This is a genomic window from Klebsiella sp. CN_Kp106, assembly GCF_040064575.1.
GTDB lineage: Bacteria > Pseudomonadota > Gammaproteobacteria > Enterobacterales > Enterobacteriaceae > Klebsiella > Klebsiella michiganensis.
This window is the reverse complement of record NZ_JBEAIG010000014.1, coordinates 46,226-71,524: the sequence shown is the minus strand read 5'-3', so window position 1 is coordinate 71,524 and position 25,299 is coordinate 46,226. Positions and strand designations below refer to the sequence as shown.

Genomic DNA, 25,299 nt, shown 5'->3' with positions numbered 1-25,299 from the left:
GGCCTCTCAAAACAGAAAATGTGGTTAAGGTTGTAACCAAGCGTGTCTTTGAACACAATAAACGCGCTTAATACGTCTAGATTTAAACATAAGAATTATTTGGGATAACGTCTATTTTTCAACCCTTAGTTGTTAGGGTTTTGTTAAGCCGTGGAGCGGCACTTTCGTTTCCTTCGGGGGGAAACAAGGATATTCAGGAGAAAAAGTGCTACAAATCCGCCAGTTATGTATCGCCAGCGTTTTGCTGGTCAGCGGGGTCGCCAGCGCAGCGAGCGTGCGTTTGCAGGTTGAGGGACTATCCGGGGAACTGGAAAAAAACGTCCGCGCCCAACTCTCTACGATCCAGAGCGATGAAGTCACGCCGGACCGGCGCTTTCGCGCGCGCGTTGATGATGCTATCCGCGAAGGACTGAAAGCGCTGGGCTACTACGAACCCACGATTGATTTTGATTTACGTCCGCCGCCGGCGAGGGGGCGTCAGGTGCTGATCGCCAAAGTCACGCCCGGCGAACCGGTGCGCATTGGCGGCACTGACGTGATTTTACGCGGCGGCGCCCGAACCGATCGCGACTATCTGGATTTGCTAAACACGCGCCCGGCGATCGGCACGGTCCTCAATCACGGTGATTATGACAGCTTTAAAAGCTCTCTGACCCGGGTTGCGCTGCGTAAGGGCTACTTTGACAGCGAGTTTAATAAAAGCCAGCTTGGCGTTTCCCTCGACCGGCATCAGGCCTTCTGGGATATCGACTACAACAGCGGCGAGCGCTACCGCTTTGGCCCGGTCACTTTTGAAGGCTCGCAAATTCGCGACGAATATCTGCAAAACCTGGTGCCGTTTAAGCAGGGCGACTACTACACCTCGCAGGATTTAGCCGAACTTAACCGCCGCCTGGCGGCAACCGGCTGGTTTAGCTCCGTCGTGGTGGCGCCGCAGTTTGACAAGTCCCGCCAGACGAAAGTGCTGCCTTTGCAGGGCGTGGTCTCTCCGCGTAAAGAGAACACCGTGGAAACCGGGGTTGGCTACTCAACCGACGTCGGGCCGCGCGTCAAAGGCACCTGGAGAAAGCCGTGGATGAACTCCTACGGCCACAGCCTCACTTCCAGCCTCAGCCTTTCCGCCCCTGAACAGCAGCTTGATTTCAGCTACAAGGTACCGCTGTTAAAAAGCCCCCTGGAGCAGTACTACCTGATGCAGGGCGGCTTTAAACGTACGGATCTCAACGATACCAAATCTGACTCCACTACCCTGGCCGTTTCGCGCTACTGGGAGATGTCGAGCGGCTGGCAGCGCGCGCTGAACCTGCGCTGGAGCCTTGACCACTTTACCCAGGCCAACGTCACCAACACCACCATGCTGATCTATCCCGGCGTGTCGGTGAACCGTACCCGTTCGCGCGGCGGCCTGATGCCGACATGGGGCGATTCGCAGCGCTATTCGGTGGACTACTCCAACACCATGTGGGGCTCGGATATTAACTTTATTGTGATGCAGGCGCAGGACGTCTGGATCCGCACTCTTTATGACCGCCACCGCTTCGTGGTGCGCGGCAACCTCGGCTGGATTGAGGCGGATAACTTCAGCAAAGTCCCGCCGGATCTGCGTTTCTTCGCCGGCGGCGACCGCAGCATTCGCGGTTATAAATACAAATCTATCTCGCCAAAAGATGACGACGGCAAACTGATGGGGGCCTCGAAGCTGGCTACCGGCTCGCTGGAGTATCAGTACAACGTGAGCGGCAAATGGTGGGGCGCGGTGTTCGTCGATAGCGGCGAAGCGGTAAGCGATATCCGCGAAAGCAACTTTAAAACCGGCGCCGGCCTCGGCGTGCGCTGGCAGTCTCCGGTCGGGCCAATCAAGCTGGATATCGCCAGACCGATCGGCGACAAAGAAGAGCACGGTTTACAGTTTTACATCGGTCTGGGGCCTGAATTATGAGTTTATGGAAGAAGATAAGCCTCGGCGTACTGATTTTTCTGCTGCTGCTGCTGGGGACGGTAGGATTCCTGGTGGGGACGACGACCGGTCTGCATCTGGTTATCAAAGCCGCCGATCGCTGGGTCCCGGGGCTGGAAATCGGTAAAGCCACCGGCGGCTGGCGCGATCTGACGCTGGAGAACGTGCGCTTTGAGCAGCCGGGCGTGGCGGTCACCGCCGGCCAGTTCCATCTGGGCGTTAAGCTACGCTGCCTGTGGGACAGCAGCCTGTGCGTCAACGATATCTCTCTGCGCGATATCTATGTGGCGATCGATACCAGCAAGATGCCGCCAGCGGCGCCGGTTGAAGAAGAAGAGAGCGGGCCGCTGAATCTCTCCACGCCTTATCCCGTTACCCTGAGCCGGGTGGCGCTGCATAACGTCAACGTAAAAATTGACGATACCGCCGTCTCGGTGCGCGACTTTTCCACGGGGCTTAACTGGCAGGAGAAAAATCTCACCCTGACGCCGACCTCGCTGCAGGGGTTGCTCATCGCGCTGCCGAAGGTGGCGAAGGTGGCCCAGGAGCAGGTTGTCGAGCCGAAAATTGACAACCCGCAGCCGGAAGAAAAGCCGCTCGGCGAGACGATGAAAGAGCTGTTCTCGAAACCGGTGCTGCCGGAAATGACCGACGTCCATCTGCCGTTGAATCTTAATATTCAGGCGTTCCGCGGCGAGCAGCTGCGTCTCACCGGCGATACCGATATAACCATCTACAATCTGCTGCTTAAAGTCAGCAGCATCGATGGGCAGATGAAGCTGGACGCGCTGGACGTGGACTCCGACCAGGGGAAAGTCACGGCTTCCGGTAACGCGCAGCTGCAGGATAACTGGCCGGTCGATATCACCCTCAACGGTACGCTGAATATTGACCCCCTGAAGGGCGAGAAAGTGCAGCTAAAAGTGGGCGGCGAAGTGCGTAAAAAGCTCACGGTCGGCGTCGATCTGAATGGTCCAGTCGCGATGACGCTGCGCGCCGAAACGCAGCTGGCGGAGGCCGGCCTGCCGCTGGATATGGAGGTGAAAAGCAAGCAGCTCTACTGGCCGTTTACCGGCGAGAAAGCGTATCAGGCTGACGATCTTCTGCTGAAATTTAACGGCAAGATGACCGACTACACCCTGGCCTTTAGCACCGCGGTGAAAGGGCAGTCGCTGCCGCCAGCGAAGATTAACCTGAACGCGAAGGGCAACGAGCAGCAGGTAAATCTCGATAAGCTCACCGTCGCCGCCCTCGAAGGGAAAACCGAACTGAAGGCGCTGCTCGACTGGCAGCAGGCGATCAGCTGGCGCGGCGAACTGACGCTTGACGGTATCAACACCGCTAAAGAGGTCCCGGACTGGCCGTCGAAGCTCAACGGTCTGATTAAGACCCAGGGCAGCCTGTACGGCGGCAGCTGGCAGATGTCGGTGCCGGAGCTGAAAATTACCGGTAACGTGAAGCAAAACAAAGTCGATGTAAGCGGATCGCTGCAGGGCAACAGCTATATGCAGTGGAAAATCCCCGGCCTGCATCTGGCTTTAGGCCCTAACAGCGCCGACGTGAAAGGCGAGCTGGGGGTCAAAGACCTAAACCTCGACGCCACCATTGATGCGCCGCATCTCGATAACGCCCTGCCGGGCCTGGGCGGGACGGCGAAAGGGCTGGTGAAGGTTCGTGGCACCGTCGACGCGCCGCAGCTGCTGGCGGATATCACCGCCCGGGCGCTGCGCTGGCAGGAGCTGTCGGTGGCTCAGGTGAACGTGAAGGGTGATGTGAAATCCACCGACCAGATTGGCGGTAACCTTGACGTACGCGTAGACCGTATTAGCCAGCCGGGCGTGAATATCAGCCTGGTGCAGCTCAATGCGAAGGGCAATGAGAAGCAGCACGACCTGCAGCTGCGGGTGCAGGGCGATCCGGTCTCCGGGCAGCTCTCGCTGGCGGGGAGCTTTGACCGCAAAGCGGAGCGCTGGAAAGGCACGCTGAGCAATACCCGTTTCCAGACCCCGGTGGGGCCGGTGGCGCTGACGCGTGATATCGCGCTGGATTACCGCAACCTTGAGCAGAAAATCAGCATCGGCCCGCACTGCTGGACTAACCCGAACGCCGAGCTGTGCGTACCGCAGACCATCGACGCCGGCGCGAGCGGGCGCGCGGTGGTGAACCTCAACCGTTTCGATCTCGCGATGCTCAAGCCCTTTATGCCGGAAGCGACCCAGGCCAGCGGCGTGTTTAGCGGTAATGCCGATGTGAGCTGGGACACCACCAAAGAGGGGCTGCCGCAGGGTAAGGTCACCCTGAGCGGGCGTAACGTGAAGGTGACGCAGACGGTCAACGACGCGCCGCTGCCGGTGGCTTTCGATACCCTGAACCTCACGGCCGATCTGCACAATAACCGCGCCCAGCTGGGCTGGCTGATTCGCCTGACCAACAATGGCCAGCTGGACGGACAGGTGCAGGTCACCGATCCCCAGGGCCGACGCAATCTGGGCGGTAACGTCAATATCAGCAACTTCTCGCTGGCGATGATCAACCCTATCTTCTCGCGCGGTGAAAAGGCGGAAGGGAGACTGAACGCGCGTCTGACGCTGGGCGGTAACGTCCAGAGCCCGCAGCTTTTCGGTCAGATGCAGCTGAACGGCGTGGATATTGACGGTAACTTTATGCCGTTTGATATGCAGCCGAGCCAGCTGGCGATGAATTTTACCGGTACCCGTTCGACCCTGCAGGGGACGGTGAACACTCGCCAGGGACAGATTGCGCTCAGCGGCAACGCCGACTGGACGCAGATTGACAACTGGCGCGCGCAGATTGCGGCGAAGGGCAGCCGGGTGCGGATAACCGTGCCGCCGATGGTGCGCCTGGATGTGTCGCCGGACGTGGTCTTTACCGCCACGCCAAGCCTGTTTAACCTGGATGGCAGCGTTGACGTACCCTGGGCGCGTATCGTCGTCAACGAAGTGCCGGAAAGCGCCGTTGGGGTCTCATCTGACGAAGTGATGCTGGATAAAAATCTGCAGCCGATTAAGCAGCAGAGCGCCGGTATCCCTATCAACAGCAACCTGACGATTCACGTGGGCAACAACGTTCGTCTCGACGCCTTTGGTCTGAAAGCGCGTCTGACCGGCGATTTGAAAGTGGCGCAGGACAAACAGGGGCTGGGGCTCAACGGGCAGATCAACATTCCGGAAGGGCGCTTCCATGCCTACGGCCAGGATCTGATCGTGCGTAAAGGCGAGCTGCTGTTCTCCGGTCCGCCGGATCAGCCGCTGCTGAATATCGAAGCCATTCGTAATCCGGACGCCACCGAGGACGACGTTATCGCCGGCGTTCGCGTGACCGGCTCGGCCGATCAGCCGAAAGCGGAGATTTTCTCCGATCCGGCGATGTCGCAGCAGGAAGCGCTCTCTTACCTGCTACGCGGGCAGGGTTTAGGCAGCGGACAGAGCGATAGCGCAGCCATGACTTCAATGCTTATTGGTATGGGGGTTGCACAAAGTGGTCAGGTTGTGGGTAAAATCGGCGAGACGTTTGGCGTAAGCAATCTGGCGCTGGATACCGAGGGAGTGGGCGACTCCTCCCAGGTGGTGGTCAGCGGCTATGTACTGCCGGGTCTGCAGGTAAAATATGGGGTAGGGATCTTTGACTCCCTGGCGACGTTGACGTTACGCTATCGCCTGATGCCTAAGCTATATATGGAAGCTGTGTCTGGCGTAGACCAGGCTCTCGATTTGCTCTATCAGTTTGAGTTTTAGCAATGCGAATATTTGTTTACGGCAGTTTACGACGCAAACAAGGCAACAGCCACTGGATGACCAACGCTCAGTGGCTGGGCGATCATAGTGTCAATGATTATCAACTGTACAGCCTGGGCCACTATCCAGGCGCGGTGCCCGGCGATGGCACGGTACATGGTGAGGTCTATCGTATTGACGCATCGACGCTGGCTGAATTGGATGCGCTGCGTACCAAAGGCGGCGAGTATGCTCGTCACCTGATCCAGACGCCCTACGGTAGCGCCTGGATGTATGTCTATCAGCGCCCCGTTGAGGGCTTCACGCTGATAGAAAGCGGCAACTGGTTGGATAAAGACCAGTATTAATAACGATAACGCCACCTTCGGGTGGCGTTGTTTTTTGTGGCGTTAGGTGCTGTCGCCGGCTAAGGCGTCAGCCGCCGCTCGGGCATGGATCAACGGCCAAAAAAAACACCGCCCGGAGGCGGTGTTTTTGCGAACCTGAGTGCGGCAGAATTACTTCTTAGCGCGCTCGAAGGAAGCCACGATTTCAGCTTTCGCCGCTTCAGCGTTGTCCCAGCCGTCAACCTTAACCCATTTGCCCGCTTCGAGGTCTTTATAGTGCTCGAAGAAGTGGGTGATCTGTGCTTTCAGCAGTTCCGGCAGGTCGTTCACATCTTTAATGTGATCGTACTCTTTGCTCAGCTTGGTGTGCGGTACCGCAACCAGTTTCGCATCTTCACCGGATTCGTCGGTCATTTTCAGCACGCCAACCGGACGGCAGCGGATGACTGAACCTGGCTCCAGCGGGTACGGCGTCGGGACCAGAACGTCAACCGGGTCGCCGTCCAGGGACAGGGTGTGGTTGATGTAGCCGTAGTTGCACGGATAGAACATCGCCGTGGACATGAAACGGTCAACGAACAGTGCACCGCTCTCTTTGTCGACTTCGTATTTGATAGGATCTGCGTTCGCCGGGATCTCGATCACGACGTAGATGTCTTCCGGCAGATCTTTGCCCGCAGGTACGTTGAGTAAGCTCATGTCTGTTTCCTTTAAAATGTATGGCAAACAAGTGCCCGGTATTATAGCCAACTCACATCGAATGTCTTCGCTTCTTTTTCCCCAGAACGGGTGGGTGGAGTCTGAATTTTTCAGCGTAAGACAGCCTGAAAATCCATAAACATAGCCGCATACTGAATAAAATTATGTAACCGTTTTCATTGCATATGCTTGATATCTCAAAGTGTGCAAAATTTCGTCATAAACGGCGAAGCTCGCGCGGCTCGCGAAGCCTCACCGGCTCTCCGCTGGTGAGATGCCCGCTGATTAACATCTAATTAACTTTTTTGAAGTGTGATGTAACGCATTCAGTTACATCTCCGATTGTCTATAGTTTGTCCGCAGGTGAGGCTTTAACCAACAATAACCCTACGAGGATCCTCTTATGTGGAAGCGCTTACTTCTTGTCACAGCAGTTTCCGCAGCTATGTCGTCTATGGTCATGGCTGCCCCTCTTACCGTAGGTTTTTCGCAGGTCGGTTCTGAATCCGGCTGGCGCGCGGCCGAAACTAACGTCGCGAAAGAGGAGGCCGCGAAGCGCGGCATCACTCTGAAGATTGCCGACGCGCAACAAAAACAGGAAAACCAGATTAAAGCCGTACGCTCCTTTATCGCTCAGGGCGTCGATGCCATCTTCATCGCGCCGGTCGTAGCGACCGGCTGGGAGCCGGTACTGAAAGAAGCGAAAGAGGCCAAAATCCCGGTATTCCTGCTCGACCGCTCAATTGATGTTAAAGACAAAGATCTCTACATGACCACCGTTACCGCGAACAACGTGCTGGAAGGCCAGCTGATCGGCGAGTGGCTGGTCAAAACCGTTGACGGTAAGCCGTGTAACGTTGTTGAACTGCAGGGCACCGTGGGGGCCAGCGTGGCGATTGACCGCAAGAAAGGCTTCGCTGAGGCCATTTCTAAAGCCTCTAATATCAAAATTATCCGCTCCCAGTCCGGCGACTTTACCCGCAGCAAGGGCAAAGAAGTCATGGAGAGCTTTATCAAAGCGGAAAACAACGGCAAGAACATCTGCATGGTTTACGCCCATAACGACGATATGGTGATTGGCGCCATTCAGGCGATTAAAGAGGCCGGGCTGAAGCCGGGCAAAGATATCCTCACCGGCTCTATCGACGGCGTGCCGGATATCTATAAAGCGATGATGGCCGGCGAGGCCAATGCCAGCGTCGAGCTGACGCCGAATATGGCCGGTCCGGCGTTCGATGCGCTGGAGAAATACAAAAAAGACGGCACCCTGCCTGAAAAAGTCACCATCACCAAATCGACCCTCTACCTGCCGGATACGGCGAAAGAAGAGTTAGAGAAGAAGAAAAATATGGGCTACTGAGTAGCCGAATCACAGGTTCACCGCCGCCTCCGGGATGTCCCCGGTCGCTAAAGCGCGGCTGATTTCCCTCTCCTCCCATCGGGGAGAGGGCAAAGGTGAGGGGGGAGAGCATGAACGGCGAATTACATCAGGAAATCCTTCGTACTGAAGGGCTTAGCAAATTTTTCCCCGGCGTGAAGGCGCTGGATAACGTTAATTTTAGCCTGCGCCGGGGCGAAATCATGGCTCTGTTAGGCGAAAACGGCGCGGGTAAATCCACCCTGATCAAAGCGCTGACCGGCGTCTATCATGCCGATCGCGGGTCCATCTGGCTGGAAGGGCGGGAGATCGCGCCGAAAAATACCGCTCACGCCCAGCAGCTGGGGATCGGCACCGTCTATCAGGAAGTGAACCTGCTGCCTAATATGTCGGTGGCGGACAATCTGTTTATCGGCCGCGAGCCCAGACGCTTTGGCCTGCTGCGGCGTAAAGAGATGGAAAAGCGCGCCACCGCGCTGATGGCGTCCTACGGTTTTTCTCTTGATGTCCGTGAACCGCTGAACCGCTTTTCGGTGGCGATGCAGCAGATTGTCGCGATCTGCCGGGCGATCGACCTGTCAGCAAAAGTGTTAATTCTTGATGAACCGACCGCCAGCCTGGATACCCAGGGGGTGGAGATGCTCTTTACCCTGATGCGCCAGCTGCGCGATAGCGGGGTCAGCCTGATTTTCGTCACCCACTTCCTCGACCAGGTGTATGCCGTCAGCGATCGCATCACCGTGCTGCGTAACGGCGGTTTTGTCGGCTGCCGGGAAACCCGCGAGCTGCCGCAAATTGAACTGGTGAAGATGATGCTGGGCCGTGAGCTGGAGCATAACGCCCTGCAGCGCGCGGGCCGCACCCTGCTGAGCGATAAGCCGGTGGCCGCCTTCGAAGATTTTGGCAAAAAAGGCACCATCGCACCGTTTAGTCTGCAGGTCCGTCCCGGTGAAATCGTCGGCCTGGCGGGGCTGTTAGGCTCGGGACGTACGGAAACGGCGGAGGTGATCTTTGGCATTAAACCCGCCGACAGCGGCAAAGCGTTGATCAAAGGCAAGCCGCAAACCCTGCGCTCGCCGCATCAGGCATCCTGCCTCGGGATCGGCTTCTGTCCGGAAGATCGTAAAACCGACGGCATTATCGCCGCCGCCTCGGTGCGGGAAAATATCGTTCTGGCGCTACAGGCGCAGCGCGGCTGGCTGCGGCCGATTGGTCGGCGCGAACAAAATGAGATTGCTGAACGTTTCATTCGCCAACTGGGTATTCGTACCCCCAGCGCTGAACAGCCGATTGAATTTCTCTCCGGCGGTAATCAGCAGAAGGTGCTGCTCTCCCGGTGGCTGCTGACGAAGCCGCAGTTCTTGATCCTTGATGAACCGACTCGCGGTATTGACGTTGGCGCCCACGCCGAAATCATCCGCCTGATTGAAACCCTGTGCGCCGATGGTCTGGCGCTGCTGGTCATTTCTTCAGAGCTGGAAGAGCTGGTGGGTTACGCCGATCGGGTGATTATCATGCGCGATCGCCAGCAGGTGGCGGAGCTGGCTCTGAGCGAGCTCTCCGTGCCGGCGATCATGAACGCTATTGCGGCATAAGGAGTAACCGATGATGCCTCAATCTGTTCCGAAAACCGGCCAGCCGAAACGGCGCTTTAACTGGCCAAAAGGGATGCCGCAAATTATTGCGCTGCTGCTGGTGCTGGTCGTTGACAGCCTGGTCGCCCCGCATTTCTACCAGATCGTGCTCCAGGACGGGCGACTGTTCGGCAGCCCGATAGATATTTTGAACCGCGCCGCACCGGTGGCGCTGCTGGCGATTGGCATGACGCTGGTTATCGCCACCGGCGGGATTGATCTCTCCGTCGGGGCGGTGATGGCGATTGCCGGCGCAACGGCGGCGTCAATGACCGTGGCGGGGCACAGCCTGACGGTTGTGCTGCTCGCATCGCTGGGGGCAGGCGCGCTGGCCGGTCTGTGGAACGGCATTCTGGTGGCGGTGCTGAAGATCCAGCCATTCGTCGCCACGCTGATCCTGATGGTCGCCGGACGCGGCGTGGCGCAGCTGATCACCTCCGGGCAGATCGTGACCTTTGACTCTCCGCATCTGGCGTGGCTCGGCAGCGGATCGCTACTGCTGTTCCCGACGCCGGTGATTATCGCCATCGTGACGCTGGTGCTGTTCTGGCTGTTTACCCGCAAAACCGCGCTGGGGATGTTTATCGAAGCGGTGGGGATTAACATTCGCGCGGCAAAAAACGCCGGGGTAAATACCCGCATCGTCGTGATGTTGGCCTACGTGCTGAGCGGCGTTTGCGCGGCGATTGCCGGCATTATCGTTGCGGCGGATATTCGCGGCGCGGATGCCAATAATGCCGGGCTATGGCTGGAGCTGGACGCCATCCTGGCGGTGGTTATCGGCGGCGGCTCGCTGATGGGCGGGCGCTTTAACCTGCTGCTCTCGGTCGTCGGGGCGCTGATTATCCAGGGGATGAATACCGGGATCCTGCTGTCAGGATTCCCGCCGGAGCTTAATCAGGTAGTCAAAGCGGTGGTGGTGCTGTGCGTACTGATCGTCCAGTCGCCGCGCTTTATCAGCATACTGAAGGGGATGCGCGGCCATGATAAAACGTAATTTACCGTTAATGATTACCATCGCGGTCTTCGTACTGGGATACCTTTACTGCCTGACCCAGTTTCCCGGCTTTGCCTCGACGCGGGTGATCTGCAATATCCTGACCGACAATGCCTTTCTTGGGATCATCGCCGTCGGCATGACCTTCGTGATCCTCTCCGGCGGGATCGATCTGTCGGTCGGGTCGGTGATCGCCTTTACCGGCGTATTTCTCGCTAAAGCGATCGGTTTCTGGGGGATTTCGCCGCTGGTGGCGTTTCCGCTGGTGCTGGTGATGGGCTGCGCCTTTGGCGCGTTTATGGGCCTGCTTATTGATGCGCTGAAGATCCCGGCGTTTATCATCACCCTCGCCGGGATGTTTTTTCTGCGCGGCGTCAGCTACCTGGTCTCGGAAGAGTCGATTCCCATTAATCATCCGGTGTATGACGCGCTATCAGGACTGGCATGGACCATCCCCGGCGGCGGGCGTCTGAGCGCGATGGGGCTGCTGATGCTGCTGGTGGTGATCGGCGGAATTTTTATGGCCCACCGCACCCGCTTCGGCAATCAGGTTTATGCCATCGGCGGCAACGCGACGTCGGCGAACCTGATGGGGATTTCCACGCGGAGCACGACGATCCGCATTTATATGCTCTCTACCGGGCTGGCGACGCTGGCGGGGATCGTCTTCTCCATCTATACCCAGGCGGGCTATGCGCTGGCGGGCGTTGGCGTTGAACTGGACGCGATTGCATCGGTGGTTATCGGCGGTACGCTGTTGAGCGGTGGGGTGGGGACGGTTCTCGGCACGCTGTTTGGCGTCGCCATTCAGGGGCTGATTCAAACCTACATCAACTTCGACGGTACGCTGAGTTCATGGTGGACCAAGATCGCTATCGGTATCCTGCTGTTCATCTTTATCGCGCTGCAGCGCGGCCTGACGGTGCTGTGGGAGAATCGGCAGAGTTCGCCGGTGACAAGGGTGGGGCACTGACGGAAGGTTTTCCCCTCCCGTAAGGCGGGAGGGGAAGAGGCGGGTTACGCGTCCGGGAACTCTTTAATAAAGTTTTCGACGTCTTCAACCATATGGTTGTTGCCGACGAAGAAAGAACGGCGCTGATGCAGGCTTTCCGGGATGATATCCAGAATACGCTCTTTACCATCGCTGGCCTTACCGCCCGCCTGTTCCGCAAGGAACGCCATCGGGTTGCATTCGTACAGCAGGCGCAGTTTACCGTCCGGGTGGCTGGCGGTGCTCGGATAGAGATAGATGCCGCCTTTAAGCAGGTTGCGGTGGAAATCCGCCACCAGAGAGCCGATGTAGCGTGAGGTATACGGGCGCTGGGTCTCTTTATCTTCTTCCTGGCAGTGCTTAATGTACTTCTTCACGCCCATCGGGAACTTAATGTAGTTACCTTCGTTAATCGAGTAGGTGTTGCCTTTTTCCGGGAAGCGCATGCGCTCCTGGCACAGGCAGAAGACGCCAAGGGAGGGGTCATAGGTAAAGGCGTGGACGCCGCAGCCGGTGGTGTAAACCAGCATCGTCGAGGAGCCATACACCACATAGCCCGCGGCGACCTGTCGGTTGCCCGGTTGCAGGAAATCTTCTTCGGTAACGGGGGTGCCCACCGGCGTGACGCGGCGGTAAATAGAGAAGATCGTGCCAACAGAGACGTTAACGTCGATGTTAGAAGATCCATCCAGCGGGTCCATCAGCACCACGTATTTGGCGTGTTCGCATCCTTCAAAGACGACGATCTCATCTTCTTCTTCAGAGGCGATCCCGGCAACAATATCGCGTGCTCGCAGTGCGGCTTTCAACTTTTCATTGGCAAACAGGTCGAGTTTTTGCTGAACCTCGCCCTGAACGTTTTCAGCACCGCTGGCACCCAGGATATCGACCAGGCCGGCCTTGTTGATATCGCGGTGGATGATCTTGGCGCCTAACTTTATCGCCGACAACAAAGCAGTAAGCTCGCCGGTTGCGTGAGAGAACTCGTGCTGCTTTTCGACAATAAATTCACCTAACGTTTTCATAACCCGTTCCCTGCATGTTTATGTGAAGTAAAACGAACATAACAATCTTAACAAAGAATAAAAAAAGTTCGCACTGGTGAATCGCGCCAGCAAAATACGGATTCGCCTGAAATGCATTTCTTTCCCCCCCAACATCCCGGTAAACTGTGCTTCAGATAAGAGAAGGAAATGACGAATGCGCATTCATATTTTAGGAATCTGTGGCACGTTTATGGGGGGGCTGGCGATGCTGGCGCGTTCCCTCGGTCATGAGGTAACGGGGTCGGATGCGAACGTCTATCCGCCAATGAGTACCCTGCTGGAAAACCAGGGAATTGAGTTAATTCAAGGATATGATGCCAGCCAGCTGGATCCGCAGCCTGACCTGGTGATCATCGGTAACGCAATGACGCGCGGAAACCCGTGCGTGGAAGCGGTGCTGGAAAATAATATCCCTTACATGTCCGGTCCCCAGTGGCTGCACGATTTCGTGCTGCGCGATCGCTGGGTGCTGGCGGTTGCCGGAACGCACGGAAAAACCACCACTGCCGGCATGGCGACCTGGATCCTCGAAGCCTGCGGCTACAAGCCGGGCTTTGTTATCGGCGGCGTTCCGGGCAACTTCGATGTTTCCGCGCGCCTCGGCGACAGCCCGTTCTTCGTGATTGAAGCCGATGAATACGACTGCGCTTTCTTCGATAAACGTTCCAAATTTGTTCATTACTGCCCGCGCACGTTGATTCTCAATAACCTTGAATTCGACCACGCGGACATCTTTGACGATCTAAAAGCTATCCAGAAGCAATTTCATCATCTGGTGCGTATTGTGCCGGGCAAAGGCAAGATTATCCTGCCGGAGAACGACATCAATCTGAAGCAGACGATGGCGATGGGCTGCTGGAGCGAGCAGGAGCTGGTTGGCGAACAGGGGCACTGGCAGGCGAAAAAGCTCACCACCGATGCTTCCTCCTGGGAAGTGTGGCTGGACGGCGAGAAAGTCGGCGAAGTGAAGTGGGCGCTGGTCGGCGAGCATAATATGCATAACGGCCTGATGGCCATCGCCGCCGCCCGGCATGTCGGCGTGCTGCCTGCCGATGCGGCCAACGCGCTGGGCAGCTTTATCAACGCCCGCCGCCGTCTGGAGCTGCGCGGCGAAGCCAACGGCGTGACCGTATACGATGATTTCGCCCACCACCCGACGGCGATTCTGGCGACCCTGCAGGCGCTACGCGGCAAAGTTGGCGGTACCGCGCGTATTCTTGCCGTGCTTGAACCCCGTTCTAACACCATGAAAATGGGCATTTGCAAAGACGACCTGGCGCCGTCTCTCGGTCGCGCGGACGAGGTCTTCCTGCTGCAGCCGCAGCATATTCCGTGGCAGGTTGCTGAAGTGGCTGACGCTTGCGTACAGCCTGCGCACTGGAGCGCCGATGTCGATGCGCTGGTGGATATGATTGTTAAAACCGCCCATCCTGGCGACCACATTCTGGTGATGAGCAACGGTGGATTTGGCGGCATTCATCAGAAGCTGCTCGATAAGCTGGCGAAAAAAGCCGAGGCGGCCGAGTAGGCTATTCTCCTCGTTTATCCGCCCTCCGCGTGAGGGCGGATAGTTTTTGTGGCCAGGAGGGTTCATGTTGAATTCAGAAAGAGTGACCTCTACCGATTCCTCGCATTTTCCCCCGCTTGACGCACTGTACGGCAGGGCCTTTCCGTGGCACGAGCAGCGTGAAGCCGAGGCTAAGCAGCAGGCGCTTGATAATCCGCATTATGAACTGGAAGCCTGGTTCGATGATGGCCAGTTTATTGGCCTGAGCGGCTGCTGGCGGTTTGCTGACTATCGCTACGTTGAACATCTGGCCATCGACGATACCTTGCGATCGCGCGGCTACGGCAAGCGGCTGTTAGCTGAAATACTTCAGCGCGCGCCGCTGACCGTTCTGGAAATCGATCCGCTGACCAGCGAAGTTGCCCATAAGCGCCTGCGCTTTTATGAAACCATGGGATTTTGCGCGAACCCCTGGGCGCATCGCCATCCGACCTATCATCAGGGCATCGCCGATCATGAACTGATCGTGTTGAGCTATCCGCAGCCGATTAATGAGGCGCAGTACCAGCGCTTTGCGCAGGATTTGCGTTTGGTGGTCATGGAGCAGGCTGGCGCGGTCAAGGTTTTGTAGCCCGGACAAGGCGCGTCAAGCGCCGCCTCCGGGAGGCAGCGCGCAATGTCATCTCCGCTTTTCTCCCGGCTCGCGCTGCGCTTAGCCGGGCTACGGGTTCAGCGCCGTCTGCGGGCCGGTAGCCCGGGTCAGGCGTTACGCCGCAACCCGGGACGGGCTCAAAGCTTACGCTACTCCTTCGCGATAGGCGTTTCGTTTTCCGCCACTTTGGTATCGCCCTGAATGGCCGCGATTTTCTTCTCCACGTCGGCAACCTGCTCGCTGCTGTGCAGCAGCGTATAGGTCAGATCAAACTGGGTGCTTGCCCCGGGCTGAAGCTGCTTAACGCGTTTTTGCTCGCGCTCGATGGTTACCGGATAGGCGTAGCTGGTACCCGGCTCAATACCGGTCACGTAACCCTGTTTCTCGGTATCGGTGTTTTTCCACAGCGTCAGCACCGGCAGCTGGCGGGTATCAAACTGAATCGATGCCCCTTTGTCGCCGGCTTTGTTGACCACGGCGGCTAGCGTTTGATGATTTTCGTCCGCCAGCGGCTGCATGTTAAACACCATTTCATCGAAACCTTTGGTTGGACCGGCGTAGGTTTGCCAGGTTTTTAAGCCGGCTTTGGCGTAGTCATTGAACGGGCTGATGCTGGCGATCGGCGCCATAAAGCGGGCCCCCTCTTCGAGGATCGGCTTGCCAAAGTTGCTGTGATAGATAATCTGATAGTCATGCGGATAGTCAGCATGGTTGGTTAAGATATCGTGCAGGCTGAAGTTGTTGCTGCCGGGTACATAGCGCAGCTCGGTCATGGTCTGCAGATCCGCTTTCTTAAACGTGCTCTCCTTCACCAGCCCGCGAACGCGAATTTCATACGGCGCGGTGTCCGCGACTTCCACTTCCACCTGTGAAGCCGGCGTGTTGCCGACTTTACCGTGCAGGGTATAAATCTGCCCGTCTGCGGTTACCGGGTGGCCGGTCCATTCATAGCCGCAGCGCACCATCATTTCATTGAAGCCTTCCAGCCAGCCCAGCCCGTTGCGGCTTTCGAGGTTAATAAAGGCCGGGTTGACCACCTCTTTTACCGGTGAGTCCCAGCCCATCCGTGAACCAAAACCTTCGATTTTCAGTAGATTCATGCCGCGAGTCGGGCTCAGGGTAATCCTCAGGCCGTCTTTGCTGTGGATCACGAGGATTTTGCTGCCTTCCTGTTTCCCGCCGTGAAGGACTTTTTGCTCAATGCTGAAGTTATGATCTTTTATCTTCAGCTGGTCGCTGGTTATCTGCCAGTTTCCTTTATCCATACCGCTTTCAGCGCTTGTCAGCACCCATGTTTTCGCGACTACAGGCCCAGAAACAAGCATGGCGATTGCTGTTAAAGCTAATATTTTTTTCATTTTTTAACCCTTTTGCTGAATCGATTGTGTTGCTGATGCAGGGAATTTAGTTGTAAGTGGATTATGAAAATGTGAAGTGTCTCACCTGGTGAGAAAACGGCCGTTTTTATATTTTTAAATGAGATTTAAATCGCTTTTTTTAAGTAATTATAAAAGTTGTTGCTAAAAAAATGTGAATCAAGATGATTTTAGCTTTAACGATTCAGCTATTGCTGGCTACGGCTATGATGAAGCCTTTAGAAACGACAGGGCCGCCGGGCTTTGGTGGCCCAGGCGGCCCTGGTTGAAGCGGTTTTACCGTGTAAAAAAACGCAGCGGGGAGATTATCAAGCGCCGTAGAACGCTTTGGTATAGAGCCCTTTGACATCCTGAACGGACGGATAGTTAGGATTCGTTAATGTGCAGGGATCGTCAACGGCATGGTGACTCATTCTGTCGAGGACGTTCACAAAGGTGATTTCATTGATTTCAACTTCGCCGCACTGGCTTAGCGTTTTCGGCACGCCCAGACGTTGATTCAGCGCGTTGATCGCTTCAATCAGGTTTTTGATGCCTAACGCCGCTTCCAGCTGACGATATTTTTTGGTGAACTTCGCATTATATTGAATGATATAAGGCAGCATAATCGCGTTTGCCAGACCGTGGGTAATACCAAACTCGCCGCCAATCTTGTGCGCCATTGAATGAACTAACCCCAGCGAGGCGTTGGTGAAGGCGATTCCCGCCAGCGCAGAAGCATTGTGCATATGCATGCGGGCGTTTAAATCATCAGGTGAGCGCCAGGCGATTTCCAGATACGTAAACACCAGCCGAATCGCTTCTACCGCATAGGGGTCAGTAAACGAGTTGGCCGCGGTGGACACATAGGCTTCAATGGCGTGGGTCAGAACGTCCATTCCGGTATGAACGGTAACGTGCGGCGGCATTTTTGCCGGAATGGTGGGGTCGAGAATGGCGATATCCGGTACCAGATCGGCGGCAACAATCGGGTATTTGATATGATTTGCCGTGTCGGTGATCACTGAAAATGCGGTGATCTCAGAGGCGCTGCCGCTGGTGGAAGGGATCGCCACAAATCGGGCTTTATTGCGTAGCGCCGGCATGGAACCGACCGGAAGAATATCCTCGAACTTCAGCTGCGGATGCTCGTAGAAACACCACATTACTTTTGCGGCATCAAGCGCGGAGCCGCCGCCAATCGCCACTATCCAGTCCGGTCCAAAAGCCTGCATCGCTTTTGCGCCGCGCCAGACGGTTTTAATGGACGGATTGGGTTCGACATTATCGATAATAATGCACTCCATACCCGCTTTATTAAGTTCGCTGACGGCTTTATCCAGAAAGCCAAAACGCTTCATGGAACTTCCGCCAGTGACTAACGCGGCTTTTTTGCCGCTCAGGGTGGAAAGATGTTCTAAAGCATTTTCGCCATAAATAATACTGCGAGGAATTGAGAAGGCCTGGGTCATAGGAAACTCCATTTAATATTAAGGATTTTTTTAGTGTGCATTCGTCATTTACGATTCAGCGACACGTGCAGAGTAAAAAAATCGAATTAATGCTCCAGATATTGCTGAAGCAATATCTGGAGGGAGTTGACCGTCATACTTCGAGCGGCTGGTGTGTTGACTGCAACTTGAATTATTTGGGGTATTAGCGGCGTTTAAATCGTACCGTCCCAGGAGTCGACTTTTTCGCGTTTCGCTTCCTCTTCATCAAACCAGCGCGAGGTCACGCATTTTGATTCGGTGTAGAAACGGACGCCGTCTTTGCCCAGGCAGTGCAGGTCGCCGAAGAAGGACTGCTTATGGCCTGAGAACGGGAATACGCCGACCGGCACCGGGATACCGACGTTGATACCGACCATGCCGCCGTGGGTGCGTTTCTGGAATTCGCGGGCGTAGTAGCCGCTTTGGGTGAAAATAACCGAGCCGTTGGCAAACGGGTTATTGTTCATAAGTTGCAGACCTTCTTCGAAGGTTTTGACCCGCTTAAAGCACAGCACCGGCCCGAAAATTTCCTGCGTGCCGACGCTCATCTCTTCGGTTACGCGATCCAGGATGGTTGGCCCGACGTAGAAGCCATTTTCCTGGCCCGGCACCTGAATAGCGCGACCATCGAGCACCAGCTTTGCCCCCTCCTCAATGCCTTTATTAATCCAGTTGATGACCGATTGCTTATGATCTTTAGAAATCACCGGACCCATATCGGTGTCGCGCAGATAGCCGGGGCCGATTTTCAGCTGTTTGGCTTTCTCGACGACGGCGGCAATCAGCTTATCAGCGATCTCTTCCTGCACCACGACAACCGGCAGCGCCATGCAGCGTTCGCCCGCGCAGCCAAACGCGGCGTTGATAATCCCCGCTGCGGTACGGTTAATTGGCGCATCGGCCAGCACCAGGGCATGGTTTTTCGCTTCGCACAGCGCCTGAACGCGCTTGCCGTGAGCGGCGGCTTTGGAGTAAACGTGCAGGCCCACGGAGGTTGAGCCGACGAAGGAGACGCCGTTGACGTCCGGGTGGGTCAGCAAGATATCGGCTTCATTGCGTGAGCAGGTCACGACGTTAATCACCCCATCCGGCACCCCTGCTTCCTGATAGAGTTTGGTGATTTCCATACAGGTCATCGGCGTCATACTGGCCGCTTTAATCACCATGGTATTACCGGAGGCGACGCATAATGGCGCCATCCATCCCATCGGGATCATTGCCGGGAAGTTAAACGGCACAATACCGGCGAACACGCCAATTGGCTCACGATAAAGGTTGGTGTCGATCCCGGCAGAGGCGTCCATCAGGTTTTCACCGGCCATGAGAGTGGGAATCGAGCAGGCAAGCTCGGTACCTTCTTTCGCTTTTAATACATCGCCCTGGGCGTCGCCCCAGGCTTTACCGTTTTCTTTTGCCACCAGCTCGGTTAAGCGGTCCTGATGCTGGATTAATAATTCGCGAACGCGGAACATAATTTGCGAGCGTTTAATGGCCGGCGTATCTGACCACGCCGGAAAGGCTTTGCGCGCCGCGGCAACGGCATCCAGCACTTCTTGCTCGGTGCAGCAGGGGGCCTGAGCCATGACTTCCCCGGTACTTGGGTTATAGACGTCCATATAGCGTTCGGTCTGCGATACGCGCCATTGACCATCAACGAAATATTTCAGCCTTGGTACAGTAGTCATATTTTTCTCCATGATGATAGCTGTCGACTCTCTAAAATCTGGCTCCGGTCGGCGGCAAATAACCGACCGCCGGGTTAGCCCCTTTCGTGAAAAGTGAATTCCTGCTTCTTGCCGGACGATGGCCTCCGCTGGGCGATTCACCTGCGGCGGTGCGGATGATTTTGTCGACTTTCTGCTGAGGAAAGCCTGCAGACGCCAGGTTTTAATGAACAGAACTCACTGGCCAAAAATACGCGCACGCACCGTTTCGGTTCTCGTACTCTAATGAAATTTATTTTTCATTATTATGATGTATGAAATATCAAAACCGTTTTGAGAGGTGGATCAAAGATAAGCAAACTGCTGATAAAGTCAGCGCCCTAAAGGCAGGGTTATATTCTTTTATTTAATAAACTTAACAGGTTGTGTTGGTGGCATTGGCGTTGATGGCGAGGGGAGATTGCCAGTCGGATTGCAATGGAACGGCTTTCTTGTGAAATAAAAGTTAAATATAAGCGCGAAATCGAATGAAAATGAAAAATTAAAACCGATTTAAATGCAGGGGAAATTCGAATTGACCATTGTCCATGGCATTGCGTTCGAGGGAGTGGGTCGCCCGGATCGGGCAATAGCCGTAATCCGGGGGAGTCATACAGAATTAGCCTTCGCTTTCGGCCAGTTCGCGCAGGTACTGGAAGATAAGACGCGCGGACTTCGGCGGCTTGTTGCCTTCTTTCTCTTTTTTGGCGTTGCGGATCAGCGAACGCAGCTGCTGACGATCGGCATCTGGCCACAGGTTCAGCACTTCAGCCACGGCATCATCACCATTATCAATCAGACGATCGCGGATCTGCTCAAGCTTATGGAACAGCGCAACCTGCTGGTTGTGGCGGTTCTTCAGCTTGTCCAGCGCCTGACGAATCGGCTCGACGTCGCGGCTGCGCAGCATTTTACCAATCAGCTGCATCTGGCGGCGGCGGCCTTCTTTCTTGATACGCTGGGCGAGTTCAATCGCGTCGCGCAGGTCGGTATCCAGCGGGATTTTATCGAGCGCGTTTTTACCCAGCTCGACCATTTCCGCGCCAAGACGCTTCAGTTCTTCGGCGTCACGCTTAATTTCACTTTTACTGACCCAGATAATTTCATCGTCTTCATCTTCGACGTCATCACCAGGGACGTCGTCGAGCCAGTCTTCGGGCTGCTTTGTCATCTCAGGCTCCTTAAAAAAGAGACTAATGTTACCAGTTAAGGCGCGCACTGAAAAACGGTTCTCTGTTAGACTTCAGTTAACTCCTTCTTACATTATGGCATTAGCGATGAAAGTCATCTCTCAAGTTGCACAACAGCGTAAGACGCTGGAAGAGGCCGTGACCACGGCGCTGGAACTGGCGGCAGGCAAATCCGACGGCGCGGAAGTCTCCGTCAGTAAAACTACCGGTATCGGCGTGAGCACCCGCTACGGCGAAGTGGAGAACGTAGAATTCAACAGCGATGGTGCTCTCGGCATCACCGTTTATCACCAGAATCGCAAAGGCAGCGCGTCTTCGACCGATCTCAGCCCGCAGGCTATTGCCCGCACGGTGCAGGCGGCGCTGGATATCGCCCGCTATACCTCGCCGGACCCGTGCGCGGGCGTGGCGGATAAAGAACTGCTGGCTTTTGAAGCCCCGGATCTTGACCTGTTCCATCCGGCGGAAGTTTCCCCGGATGAAGCCATCGAGCTGGCCTCCCGCGCTGAACAGGCGGCGCTAAAAGCCGATAAACGCATCAGCAATACCGAAGGCGGCAGCTTTAACAGCCACTACGGCATTAAAGTGTTCGGCAACAGCCACGGCATGCTGCAGAGCTACTGCTCTACCCGCCACTCGCTCTCCAGCTGCGTGATTGCCGAAGAGAATGGCGATATGGAGCGCGATTACGCTTACACCATCGGACGGGCGATAGACGACCTGCAGTCGCCGGAGTGGGTTGGCGAAGAGTGCGCCCGTCGCACCCTGTCGCGCCTGGCCCCGCGTAAGCTATCGACGATGAAAGCGCCGGTGATTTTCGCCAACGAAGTCGCTACCGGTCTGTTTGGCCATCTGGTCGGGGCGATCGCCGGCGGTTCGGTTTACCGTAAATCCACCTTCCTGCTTGATGCGCTGGGTAGCCAGATCCTGCCGGACTGGCTGACCATTGAAGAGCATCCTCACCTGCTGAAAGGTCTGGCTTCGACGCCGTTTGATAGCGAAGGCGTCCGTACGGAACGCCGGGATATCATTAAAGACGGCGTACTGACCCAGTGGCTGCTGACCAACTACTCGGCGCGTAAGCTGGGGCTGAAGAGCACCGGCCACGCGGGCGGTATTCACAACTGGCGGATCAACGGCCGCGGCCTGAGTTTTGCAAAGTTGCTTAAAGAGATGGGGACCGGTCTTGTCGTAACGGAACTGATGGGGCAGGGTGTAAGCGGCGTCACCGGCGACTACTCACGCGGCGCGTCCGGCTTCTGGGTAGAAAACGGCGAAATTCAGTATCCGGTCAGTGAGATAACCATTGCAGGAAATCTGAAAGATATGTGGCGTAATATCGTGACCATCGGCGACGATATCGAAACGCGCAGCAACATTCAGTGCGGTTCCGTACTGCTGCCGGAGATGAAGATCGCCGGGCAATAACACCTGTGTGCTTAATAATAAAAAAGGAAGTGAGCAATGCGTAAAAAACTGTTAGCGATGCTGGCCGTATCGGCTTTTGCGCTTGGTTCGGCATCGGCTTTCGCCGATCTGGGCGAAGACATGGATACCCTTGCTGAGAACCTGCAAGTGGTGCAGAAAACTTCAGATGCCGGCGAGCTGAAAGCGGCGCTGAATAAGATGCGCACAGCGGCGGCTGACGCCCAGAAAGAGACGCCGCCGAAGCTGGAAGGTAAAGCGGCGGACAGCGCGGAAATGAAAGACTATCGTCACGGTTTCGATGTGCTGATCGGCCAGATTGACGGCGCGCTGAAGCTGGCTGATGAAGGCAAAGTCAAAGAAGCCCAGGCCGCAGCGGAAGAGTTTAAAACCACCCGCAATACATACCATAAGAAGTACCGTTAATTTCTCTTTGTGGGGAGGCGTCAGCCGATGCCTCCCACATTCTGTTAATTCAAAACTCCATCACCGTCACATTTTTCGCTTTTCCTGCATGCCGGTTTTCGCCACCGTGACACCGATGATCTTGTGATGTTCATCACGAGAATTGGTTGAGGCGAATACATTCACAATAACTATGTGAAATAGATCACGCCTGCCTTCTTCCTTTCCACTTCGAAGTGGAAAACAACTCGCTACAAACTCTTTGCCCCCGGCATTAGTGTTATCCCCAGAGACATCAACGGGGTAATTCAAGTGAATAACGGAGCGGTAACACACGTCCCAGAGGAGCAGGCCACGCTAACCGAACAGCTGGCCGACAAGATGCTGCAGCAGGTTTTCGCACTATTAAGCCGCCGCAACATCGTCCCCAACGACGTTCAGGAGCAAATGCTGACTTCCCACGTTCGGGCGATGGCCCATCGGTCAATCAGCGGCGAGCCGCTGCCGGAAGTGGATGCCAGCCTGTTCGAAGAGATCTCAGAAGATTCAATGATGCTGGCCCGCGAAGTGGTCGCGCAGTTCGGCAATCTGCCAGATGAAGAAGCCTGGCTGCTGTCCGTCCACTTCGAGGTCGCGAAAGATAACCTGTAAGGAGCACACAAATGGAACAAATCACCGTTGTTATTGGCGATCGCCTGGGTAAAGGACAAAAAGTTGCCGCAGGTGCGGAAAAAGCCGGCGCTCGCGCCGTGGTCGTGCCGGGCGTTGCCGCGGATATGAAGCTGGGCGACATGATGAAGGCGGAAAACGCCACCTTCGGTATCTCTTTCTGCGGCAGCGGCGGCGCAGGGGCTATCACCGCGCAGAATAAGCACGGCTACAAGGCGAAATATGGCATGCGTTCCGTTGATGAAGGCGTCACCGCGATCAACGAAGGCTACAACGTACTGGGCTTCGGCTTTATGGATAAAGAAGAGCTGGGTGAACGCCTGGTTGAGGCCTGGAAGAAGAAGTACGGCGCGTGAGCATGAAAGAGCAATTCACCACCACGGTGAGCGTTACCGGCAAAGGCGAGAGCAAAACGCGCGCTTTTGCCGATGCCCTGAACCATGTCCAGGCGGCGGTGATGAAAACGTCGCCGCACATCTTACTGCGTATTGAACCACAGGACGTGGAGGTTGTTCATGCGCGTGAAGCGGTACGGAAAGAGGCCTTTTTATTCTTCTTTTTGCGCCGTGAGCGACGAACCTACAGCGTGGAGCTGAAGGTCACCGTCACCGTGACCGCCATTAATCTCGATAAAGTGGATTTCGTCACGCAAACCTGATTTTCACCAAAGGGTCAGACTATGTTCCTGATAATTTTAATAAAATCGCTCATCATCGGCGGCCTGGTTGGCGTCGGCGTAGGCGCCGGAGCGGCACGCATGTTTCATGCGCCCACCACGCAGGGGATGGGGGCGTTTCGTACCTTGGGCGAGCTGAATTCATGTGAAGGCGATCCGGCTTCCCACTTCTCATTTGGCCTGGGCTTCTTCTTCAACGCCTGGGCCTCTTCCGTCGCGGCAGGCTCCTTCACTCAGGACGTTGACCACCGCATTATCCCCAACTGGGGGGCGGCAGCGCTGATGATTAAAAACCGCAACGTCGGCGAGACGCTGCACGATCCGAAAAAGATGGCCATCGCGTGCGGCATTATCGGCATGATCGTGGTCGCTTTCCTCAACCTCACCGCCTCTTCTGTACCGGAAGCGCTGCAGGTGACGGCGGTTAAAGTGCTGGTTCCGGCGGCAAACCTGCTGGTGAATACGGTGATGCCGGTCATCTTCTGGCTGGCGGCGATTGATGCCGGTAAAAAATCAGGCTTCTGGGCGACGATTTTTGGCGGCGCGGCGCAGCTGATTATGGGCAACGCCGTTCCGGGCCTGGTGCTGGGCATCCTGATCGGGAAAGGCGTTGAAGAGAGCGGCTGGCACCGCGTCACCAAGGTGATGATGGTGGCGATCGTCGCGCTGTTCGTTCTGAGCGGCTTCTTCCGCGGTTTCGACATGAAGATGATTGAATCCTTCCATCTGACCGTGCCGAACTGGCTGGAACTGATCCACAACTCGCTCAGCGGTAAATAACAGGAGCCTCTCATGGAACAAAATAAAGGTTTTTGGTATGCCGACTGGTCGTTCCCGATCTTTGTTGGCCTGCTCTCCGCCGGCGTCTTTGCCGGGACGCATATGTACTACCTCTACGGCATCGGCGCGTTTAACGAAGTCGCCTTCGTGGCGATGCTGAAAGCGGGAATTGATACCGGGGCCTACGGCGCGGTAGCGGCGTTCGGCGCCAGCTTCCTGTTCGCGCGTATTATCGAAGGCTCGCTGGTGGGGATTCTGGATATCGGCGGGGCGATTCAGACCGGCGTCGGCTTAGGCGTTCCGGCGCTGCTGCTCGGCGCGGGCTTTGTTTTCCCGGTCGCCAACTTTGCCGCCTCGCTGGTCACCGGCCTGGTGCTGGGCCTCGCGATTGGCTACATCATCATCCTGGCGCGTAAATTCACCATCAACCAGAGCGATTCCACCTACGGTGCGGACGTCATGATGGGGGCCGGTAACGCCTCAGGCCGTTTCCTCGGACCGTTGATTATCCTCAGCGCCATGACCGCTTCTATTCCTATCGGCATCGGTTCCCTGGCGGGCGCGCTGCTGTTTTACATCTGGCAGAAGCCTATCACCGGCGGCGCGATCCTTGGCGCCATGCTTCTTGGGTCAATCTTCCCGGTGGCGATTAGTTAAGTCC

The 25,299-nt window shown here is 56.1% G+C and carries 22 protein-coding genes; 16 read left to right on the top strand and 6 right to left on the bottom strand.

Translation table 11 applies throughout. The annotated features are described in order from the left end of the window. The first annotated feature begins 205 nt into the window (after nt 1-205). From tamA to ABLU96_RS07835, 3 genes are read left to right on the top strand one after another with little or no spacing between them, the layout of a single operon-like run. The gene (gene tamA / locus ABLU96_RS07845) at nt 206-1,939 is read left to right on the top strand and encodes an autotransporter assembly complex protein TamA (protein ID WP_014227642.1); all 1,734 of its coding nucleotides are present in this window, start codon (nt 206-208) and stop codon (nt 1,937-1,939) included. Further along, nucleotides 1,936-5,712: an autotransporter assembly complex protein TamB gene (gene tamB / locus ABLU96_RS07840; protein WP_014227643.1), complete on the top strand. Its 3,777-nt coding sequence runs from the start codon at nt 1,936-1,938 to the stop codon at nt 5,710-5,712. The genes tamA and tamB overlap by 4 nt, the downstream gene beginning before the upstream one ends. Nucleotides 5,713-5,714: 2 nt before the next feature. Next, nucleotides 5,715-6,059 (top strand): gamma-glutamylcyclotransferase, encoded by a 345-nt coding sequence (locus ABLU96_RS07835; RefSeq protein WP_004098039.1) that lies wholly within the window; start codon nt 5,715-5,717, stop codon nt 6,057-6,059. 150 nt (nt 6,060-6,209) lie between these two features. Here the strand turns inward: ABLU96_RS07835 and ppa are convergent, their stop codons facing one another. Then, a complete protein-coding gene (ppa, locus tag ABLU96_RS07830) occupies nt 6,210-6,737 on the bottom strand; it encodes an inorganic diphosphatase (protein ID WP_004098041.1) in 528 nt (175 codons plus the stop codon). Nucleotides 6,738-7,140: 403 nt separating this feature from the next. Between ppa and ytfQ the strand changes: the two genes are divergently transcribed. The 4 genes from ytfQ (at nt 7,141) to yjfF (ending at nt 11,719) form a co-directional block, all read left to right on the top strand. Further along, the gene (gene ytfQ, locus ABLU96_RS07825) at nt 7,141-8,097 is read left to right on the top strand and encodes a galactofuranose ABC transporter, galactofuranose-binding protein YtfQ (protein ID WP_004098043.1); all 957 of its coding nucleotides are present in this window, start codon (nt 7,141-7,143) and stop codon (nt 8,095-8,097) included. A gap of 110 nt (nt 8,098-8,207) precedes the next feature. Beyond that, nucleotides 8,208-9,710: a galactofuranose ABC transporter, ATP-binding protein YtfR gene (ytfR, locus tag ABLU96_RS07820; protein ID WP_348862425.1), complete on the top strand. Its 1,503-nt coding sequence runs from the start codon at nt 8,208-8,210 to the stop codon at nt 9,708-9,710. Between the two features lie 10 nt (nt 9,711-9,720). Beyond that, nucleotides 9,721-10,746: a galactofuranose ABC transporter, ATP-binding protein YtfT gene (gene ytfT / locus ABLU96_RS07815; RefSeq protein ID WP_014227645.1), complete on the top strand. Its 1,026-nt coding sequence runs from the start codon at nt 9,721-9,723 to the stop codon at nt 10,744-10,746. Next, nucleotides 10,733-11,719 carry a galactofuranose ABC transporter, permease protein YjfF gene (yjfF, locus tag ABLU96_RS07810; RefSeq protein WP_064405974.1) on the top strand — a complete coding sequence of 329 codons (987 nt, stop codon included), beginning with the start codon at nt 10,733-10,735 and terminating at the stop codon, nt 11,717-11,719. Before ytfT ends, yjfF begins: the two co-directional genes overlap by 14 nt. A 44-nt stretch (nt 11,720-11,763) precedes the next feature. Here yjfF and fbp read toward each other — a convergent pair whose 3' ends face one another. Beyond that, on the bottom strand, nt 11,764-12,762 hold the full coding sequence (fbp, locus tag ABLU96_RS07805) for a class 1 fructose-bisphosphatase (RefSeq protein ID WP_004098053.1): 999 nt from the start codon (nt 12,760-12,762) through the stop codon (nt 11,764-11,766). Between the two features lie 175 nt (nt 12,763-12,937). Between fbp and mpl the strand changes: the two genes are divergently transcribed. Next, nucleotides 12,938-14,311, top strand: coding sequence for a UDP-N-acetylmuramate:L-alanyl-gamma-D-glutamyl-meso-diaminopimelate ligase (gene mpl, locus ABLU96_RS07800; RefSeq protein ID WP_004098056.1), 1,374 nt, complete (start codon nt 12,938-12,940; stop codon nt 14,309-14,311). Between the two features lie 64 nt (nt 14,312-14,375). Continuing rightward, complete coding sequence (locus tag ABLU96_RS07795) at nt 14,376-14,921, top strand: GNAT family N-acetyltransferase (protein ID WP_064405972.1); 546 nt, start codon at nt 14,376-14,378, stop codon at nt 14,919-14,921. Between the two features lie 170 nt (nt 14,922-15,091). On the opposite strand, the gene ABLU96_RS07790 is transcribed toward ABLU96_RS07795, so the two are convergent. From ABLU96_RS07790 to yjgA, 4 genes are all read right to left on the bottom strand, one after another. Further along, nucleotides 15,092-16,300 (bottom strand): aldose 1-epimerase family protein, encoded by a 1,209-nt coding sequence (locus tag ABLU96_RS07790; protein ID WP_064405969.1) that lies wholly within the window; start codon nt 16,298-16,300, stop codon nt 15,092-15,094. A 326-nt stretch (nt 16,301-16,626) separates the two neighbouring features. Then, a complete protein-coding gene (locus ABLU96_RS07785; RefSeq protein ID WP_049079506.1) occupies nt 16,627-17,769 on the bottom strand; it encodes an iron-containing alcohol dehydrogenase in 1,143 nt (380 codons plus the stop codon). Between the two features lie 194 nt (nt 17,770-17,963). Then, nucleotides 17,964-19,475, bottom strand: coding sequence for a CoA-acylating methylmalonate-semialdehyde dehydrogenase (locus tag ABLU96_RS07780; RefSeq protein WP_004098061.1), 1,512 nt, complete (start codon nt 19,473-19,475; stop codon nt 17,964-17,966). A 637-nt stretch (nt 19,476-20,112) separates the two neighbouring features. After that, a complete protein-coding gene (gene yjgA / locus ABLU96_RS07775; protein WP_004098062.1) occupies nt 20,113-20,664 on the bottom strand; it encodes a ribosome biogenesis factor YjgA in 552 nt (183 codons plus the stop codon). Between the two features lie 94 nt (nt 20,665-20,758). Here yjgA and pmbA point away from each other — a divergent pair, with 94 nt between their 5' ends. From pmbA to ABLU96_RS07740, 7 genes are all read left to right on the top strand, one after another. Then, nucleotides 20,759-22,111: a metalloprotease PmbA gene (gene pmbA, locus ABLU96_RS07770; RefSeq protein ID WP_004098067.1), complete on the top strand. Its 1,353-nt coding sequence runs from the start codon at nt 20,759-20,761 to the stop codon at nt 22,109-22,111. Between the two features lie 36 nt (nt 22,112-22,147). Next, on the top strand, nt 22,148-22,534 hold the full coding sequence (cybC, locus tag ABLU96_RS07765; protein ID WP_032695164.1) for a cytochrome b562: 387 nt from the start codon (nt 22,148-22,150) through the stop codon (nt 22,532-22,534). A 291-nt stretch (nt 22,535-22,825) separates the two neighbouring features. Beyond that, nucleotides 22,826-23,164: a PRD domain-containing protein gene (locus ABLU96_RS07760; protein WP_004098070.1), complete on the top strand. Its 339-nt coding sequence runs from the start codon at nt 22,826-22,828 to the stop codon at nt 23,162-23,164. Between the two features lie 11 nt (nt 23,165-23,175). Continuing rightward, on the top strand, nt 23,176-23,538 hold the full coding sequence (locus tag ABLU96_RS07755) for an SFCGS family glycine-rich protein (RefSeq protein WP_004098072.1): 363 nt from the start codon (nt 23,176-23,178) through the stop codon (nt 23,536-23,538). 2 nt (nt 23,539-23,540) lie between these two features. After that, nucleotides 23,541-23,840: a DUF4312 family protein gene (locus tag ABLU96_RS07750; RefSeq protein WP_004098073.1), complete on the top strand. Its 300-nt coding sequence runs from the start codon at nt 23,541-23,543 to the stop codon at nt 23,838-23,840. A gap of 21 nt (nt 23,841-23,861) precedes the next feature. Further along, nucleotides 23,862-24,638, top strand: a complete 777-nt coding sequence (locus ABLU96_RS07745; protein ID WP_004098075.1) for a DUF4311 domain-containing protein — start codon at nt 23,862-23,864, stop codon at nt 24,636-24,638. A 12-nt stretch (nt 24,639-24,650) separates the two neighbouring features. Continuing rightward, nucleotides 24,651-25,295, top strand: coding sequence for a DUF4310 family protein (locus ABLU96_RS07740; protein ID WP_004098076.1), 645 nt, complete (start codon nt 24,651-24,653; stop codon nt 25,293-25,295). The last annotated feature ends 4 nt before the right edge of the window (nt 25,296-25,299 follow it).

Excerpts from the sequence above, each read along its gene's own strand:
- ytfT (WP_014227645.1), top strand. The coding sequence starts at position 9,721 with ATGATGCCTCAATCTGTTCCGAAAACCGGCCAGCCGAAACGGCGCTTT.
- ytfQ (WP_004098043.1), top strand. The coding sequence starts at position 7,141 with ATGTGGAAGCGCTTACTTCTTGTCACAGCAGTTTCCGCAGCTATGTCG.
- ABLU96_RS07745 (WP_004098075.1), top strand. The coding sequence starts at position 23,862 with ATGTTCCTGATAATTTTAATAAAATCGCTCATCATCGGCGGCCTGGTT.
- fbp (WP_004098053.1), bottom strand. The coding sequence starts at position 12,762 with ATGAAAACGTTAGGTGAATTTATTGTCGAAAAGCAGCACGAGTTCTCT.
- ABLU96_RS07750 (WP_004098073.1), top strand. The coding sequence starts at position 23,541 with ATGAAAGAGCAATTCACCACCACGGTGAGCGTTACCGGCAAAGGCGAG.
- ABLU96_RS07755 (WP_004098072.1), top strand. The coding sequence starts at position 23,176 with ATGGAACAAATCACCGTTGTTATTGGCGATCGCCTGGGTAAAGGACAA.
- ABLU96_RS07790 (WP_064405969.1), bottom strand. The coding sequence starts at position 16,300 with ATGAAAAAAATATTAGCTTTAACAGCAATCGCCATGCTTGTTTCTGGG.
- ABLU96_RS07795 (WP_064405972.1), top strand. The coding sequence starts at position 14,376 with ATGTTGAATTCAGAAAGAGTGACCTCTACCGATTCCTCGCATTTTCCC.
- ABLU96_RS07835 (WP_004098039.1), top strand. The coding sequence starts at position 5,715 with ATGCGAATATTTGTTTACGGCAGTTTACGACGCAAACAAGGCAACAGC.
- yjfF (WP_064405974.1), top strand. The coding sequence starts at position 10,733 with ATGATAAAACGTAATTTACCGTTAATGATTACCATCGCGGTCTTCGTA.
- pmbA (WP_004098067.1), top strand. The coding sequence starts at position 20,759 with ATGGCATTAGCGATGAAAGTCATCTCTCAAGTTGCACAACAGCGTAAG.
- cybC (WP_032695164.1), top strand. The coding sequence starts at position 22,148 with ATGCGTAAAAAACTGTTAGCGATGCTGGCCGTATCGGCTTTTGCGCTT.
- tamB (WP_014227643.1), top strand. The coding sequence starts at position 1,936 with ATGAGTTTATGGAAGAAGATAAGCCTCGGCGTACTGATTTTTCTGCTG.
- ppa (WP_004098041.1), bottom strand. The coding sequence starts at position 6,737 with ATGAGCTTACTCAACGTACCTGCGGGCAAAGATCTGCCGGAAGACATC.
- mpl (WP_004098056.1), top strand. The coding sequence starts at position 12,938 with ATGCGCATTCATATTTTAGGAATCTGTGGCACGTTTATGGGGGGGCTG.
- ABLU96_RS07740 (WP_004098076.1), top strand. The coding sequence starts at position 24,651 with ATGGAACAAAATAAAGGTTTTTGGTATGCCGACTGGTCGTTCCCGATC.
- ABLU96_RS07780 (WP_004098061.1), bottom strand. The coding sequence starts at position 19,475 with ATGACTACTGTACCAAGGCTGAAATATTTCGTTGATGGTCAATGGCGC.
- ytfR (WP_348862425.1), top strand. The coding sequence starts at position 8,208 with ATGAACGGCGAATTACATCAGGAAATCCTTCGTACTGAAGGGCTTAGC.
- yjgA (WP_004098062.1), bottom strand. The coding sequence starts at position 20,664 with ATGACAAAGCAGCCCGAAGACTGGCTCGACGACGTCCCTGGTGATGAC.
- ABLU96_RS07785 (WP_049079506.1), bottom strand. The coding sequence starts at position 17,769 with ATGACCCAGGCCTTCTCAATTCCTCGCAGTATTATTTATGGCGAAAAT.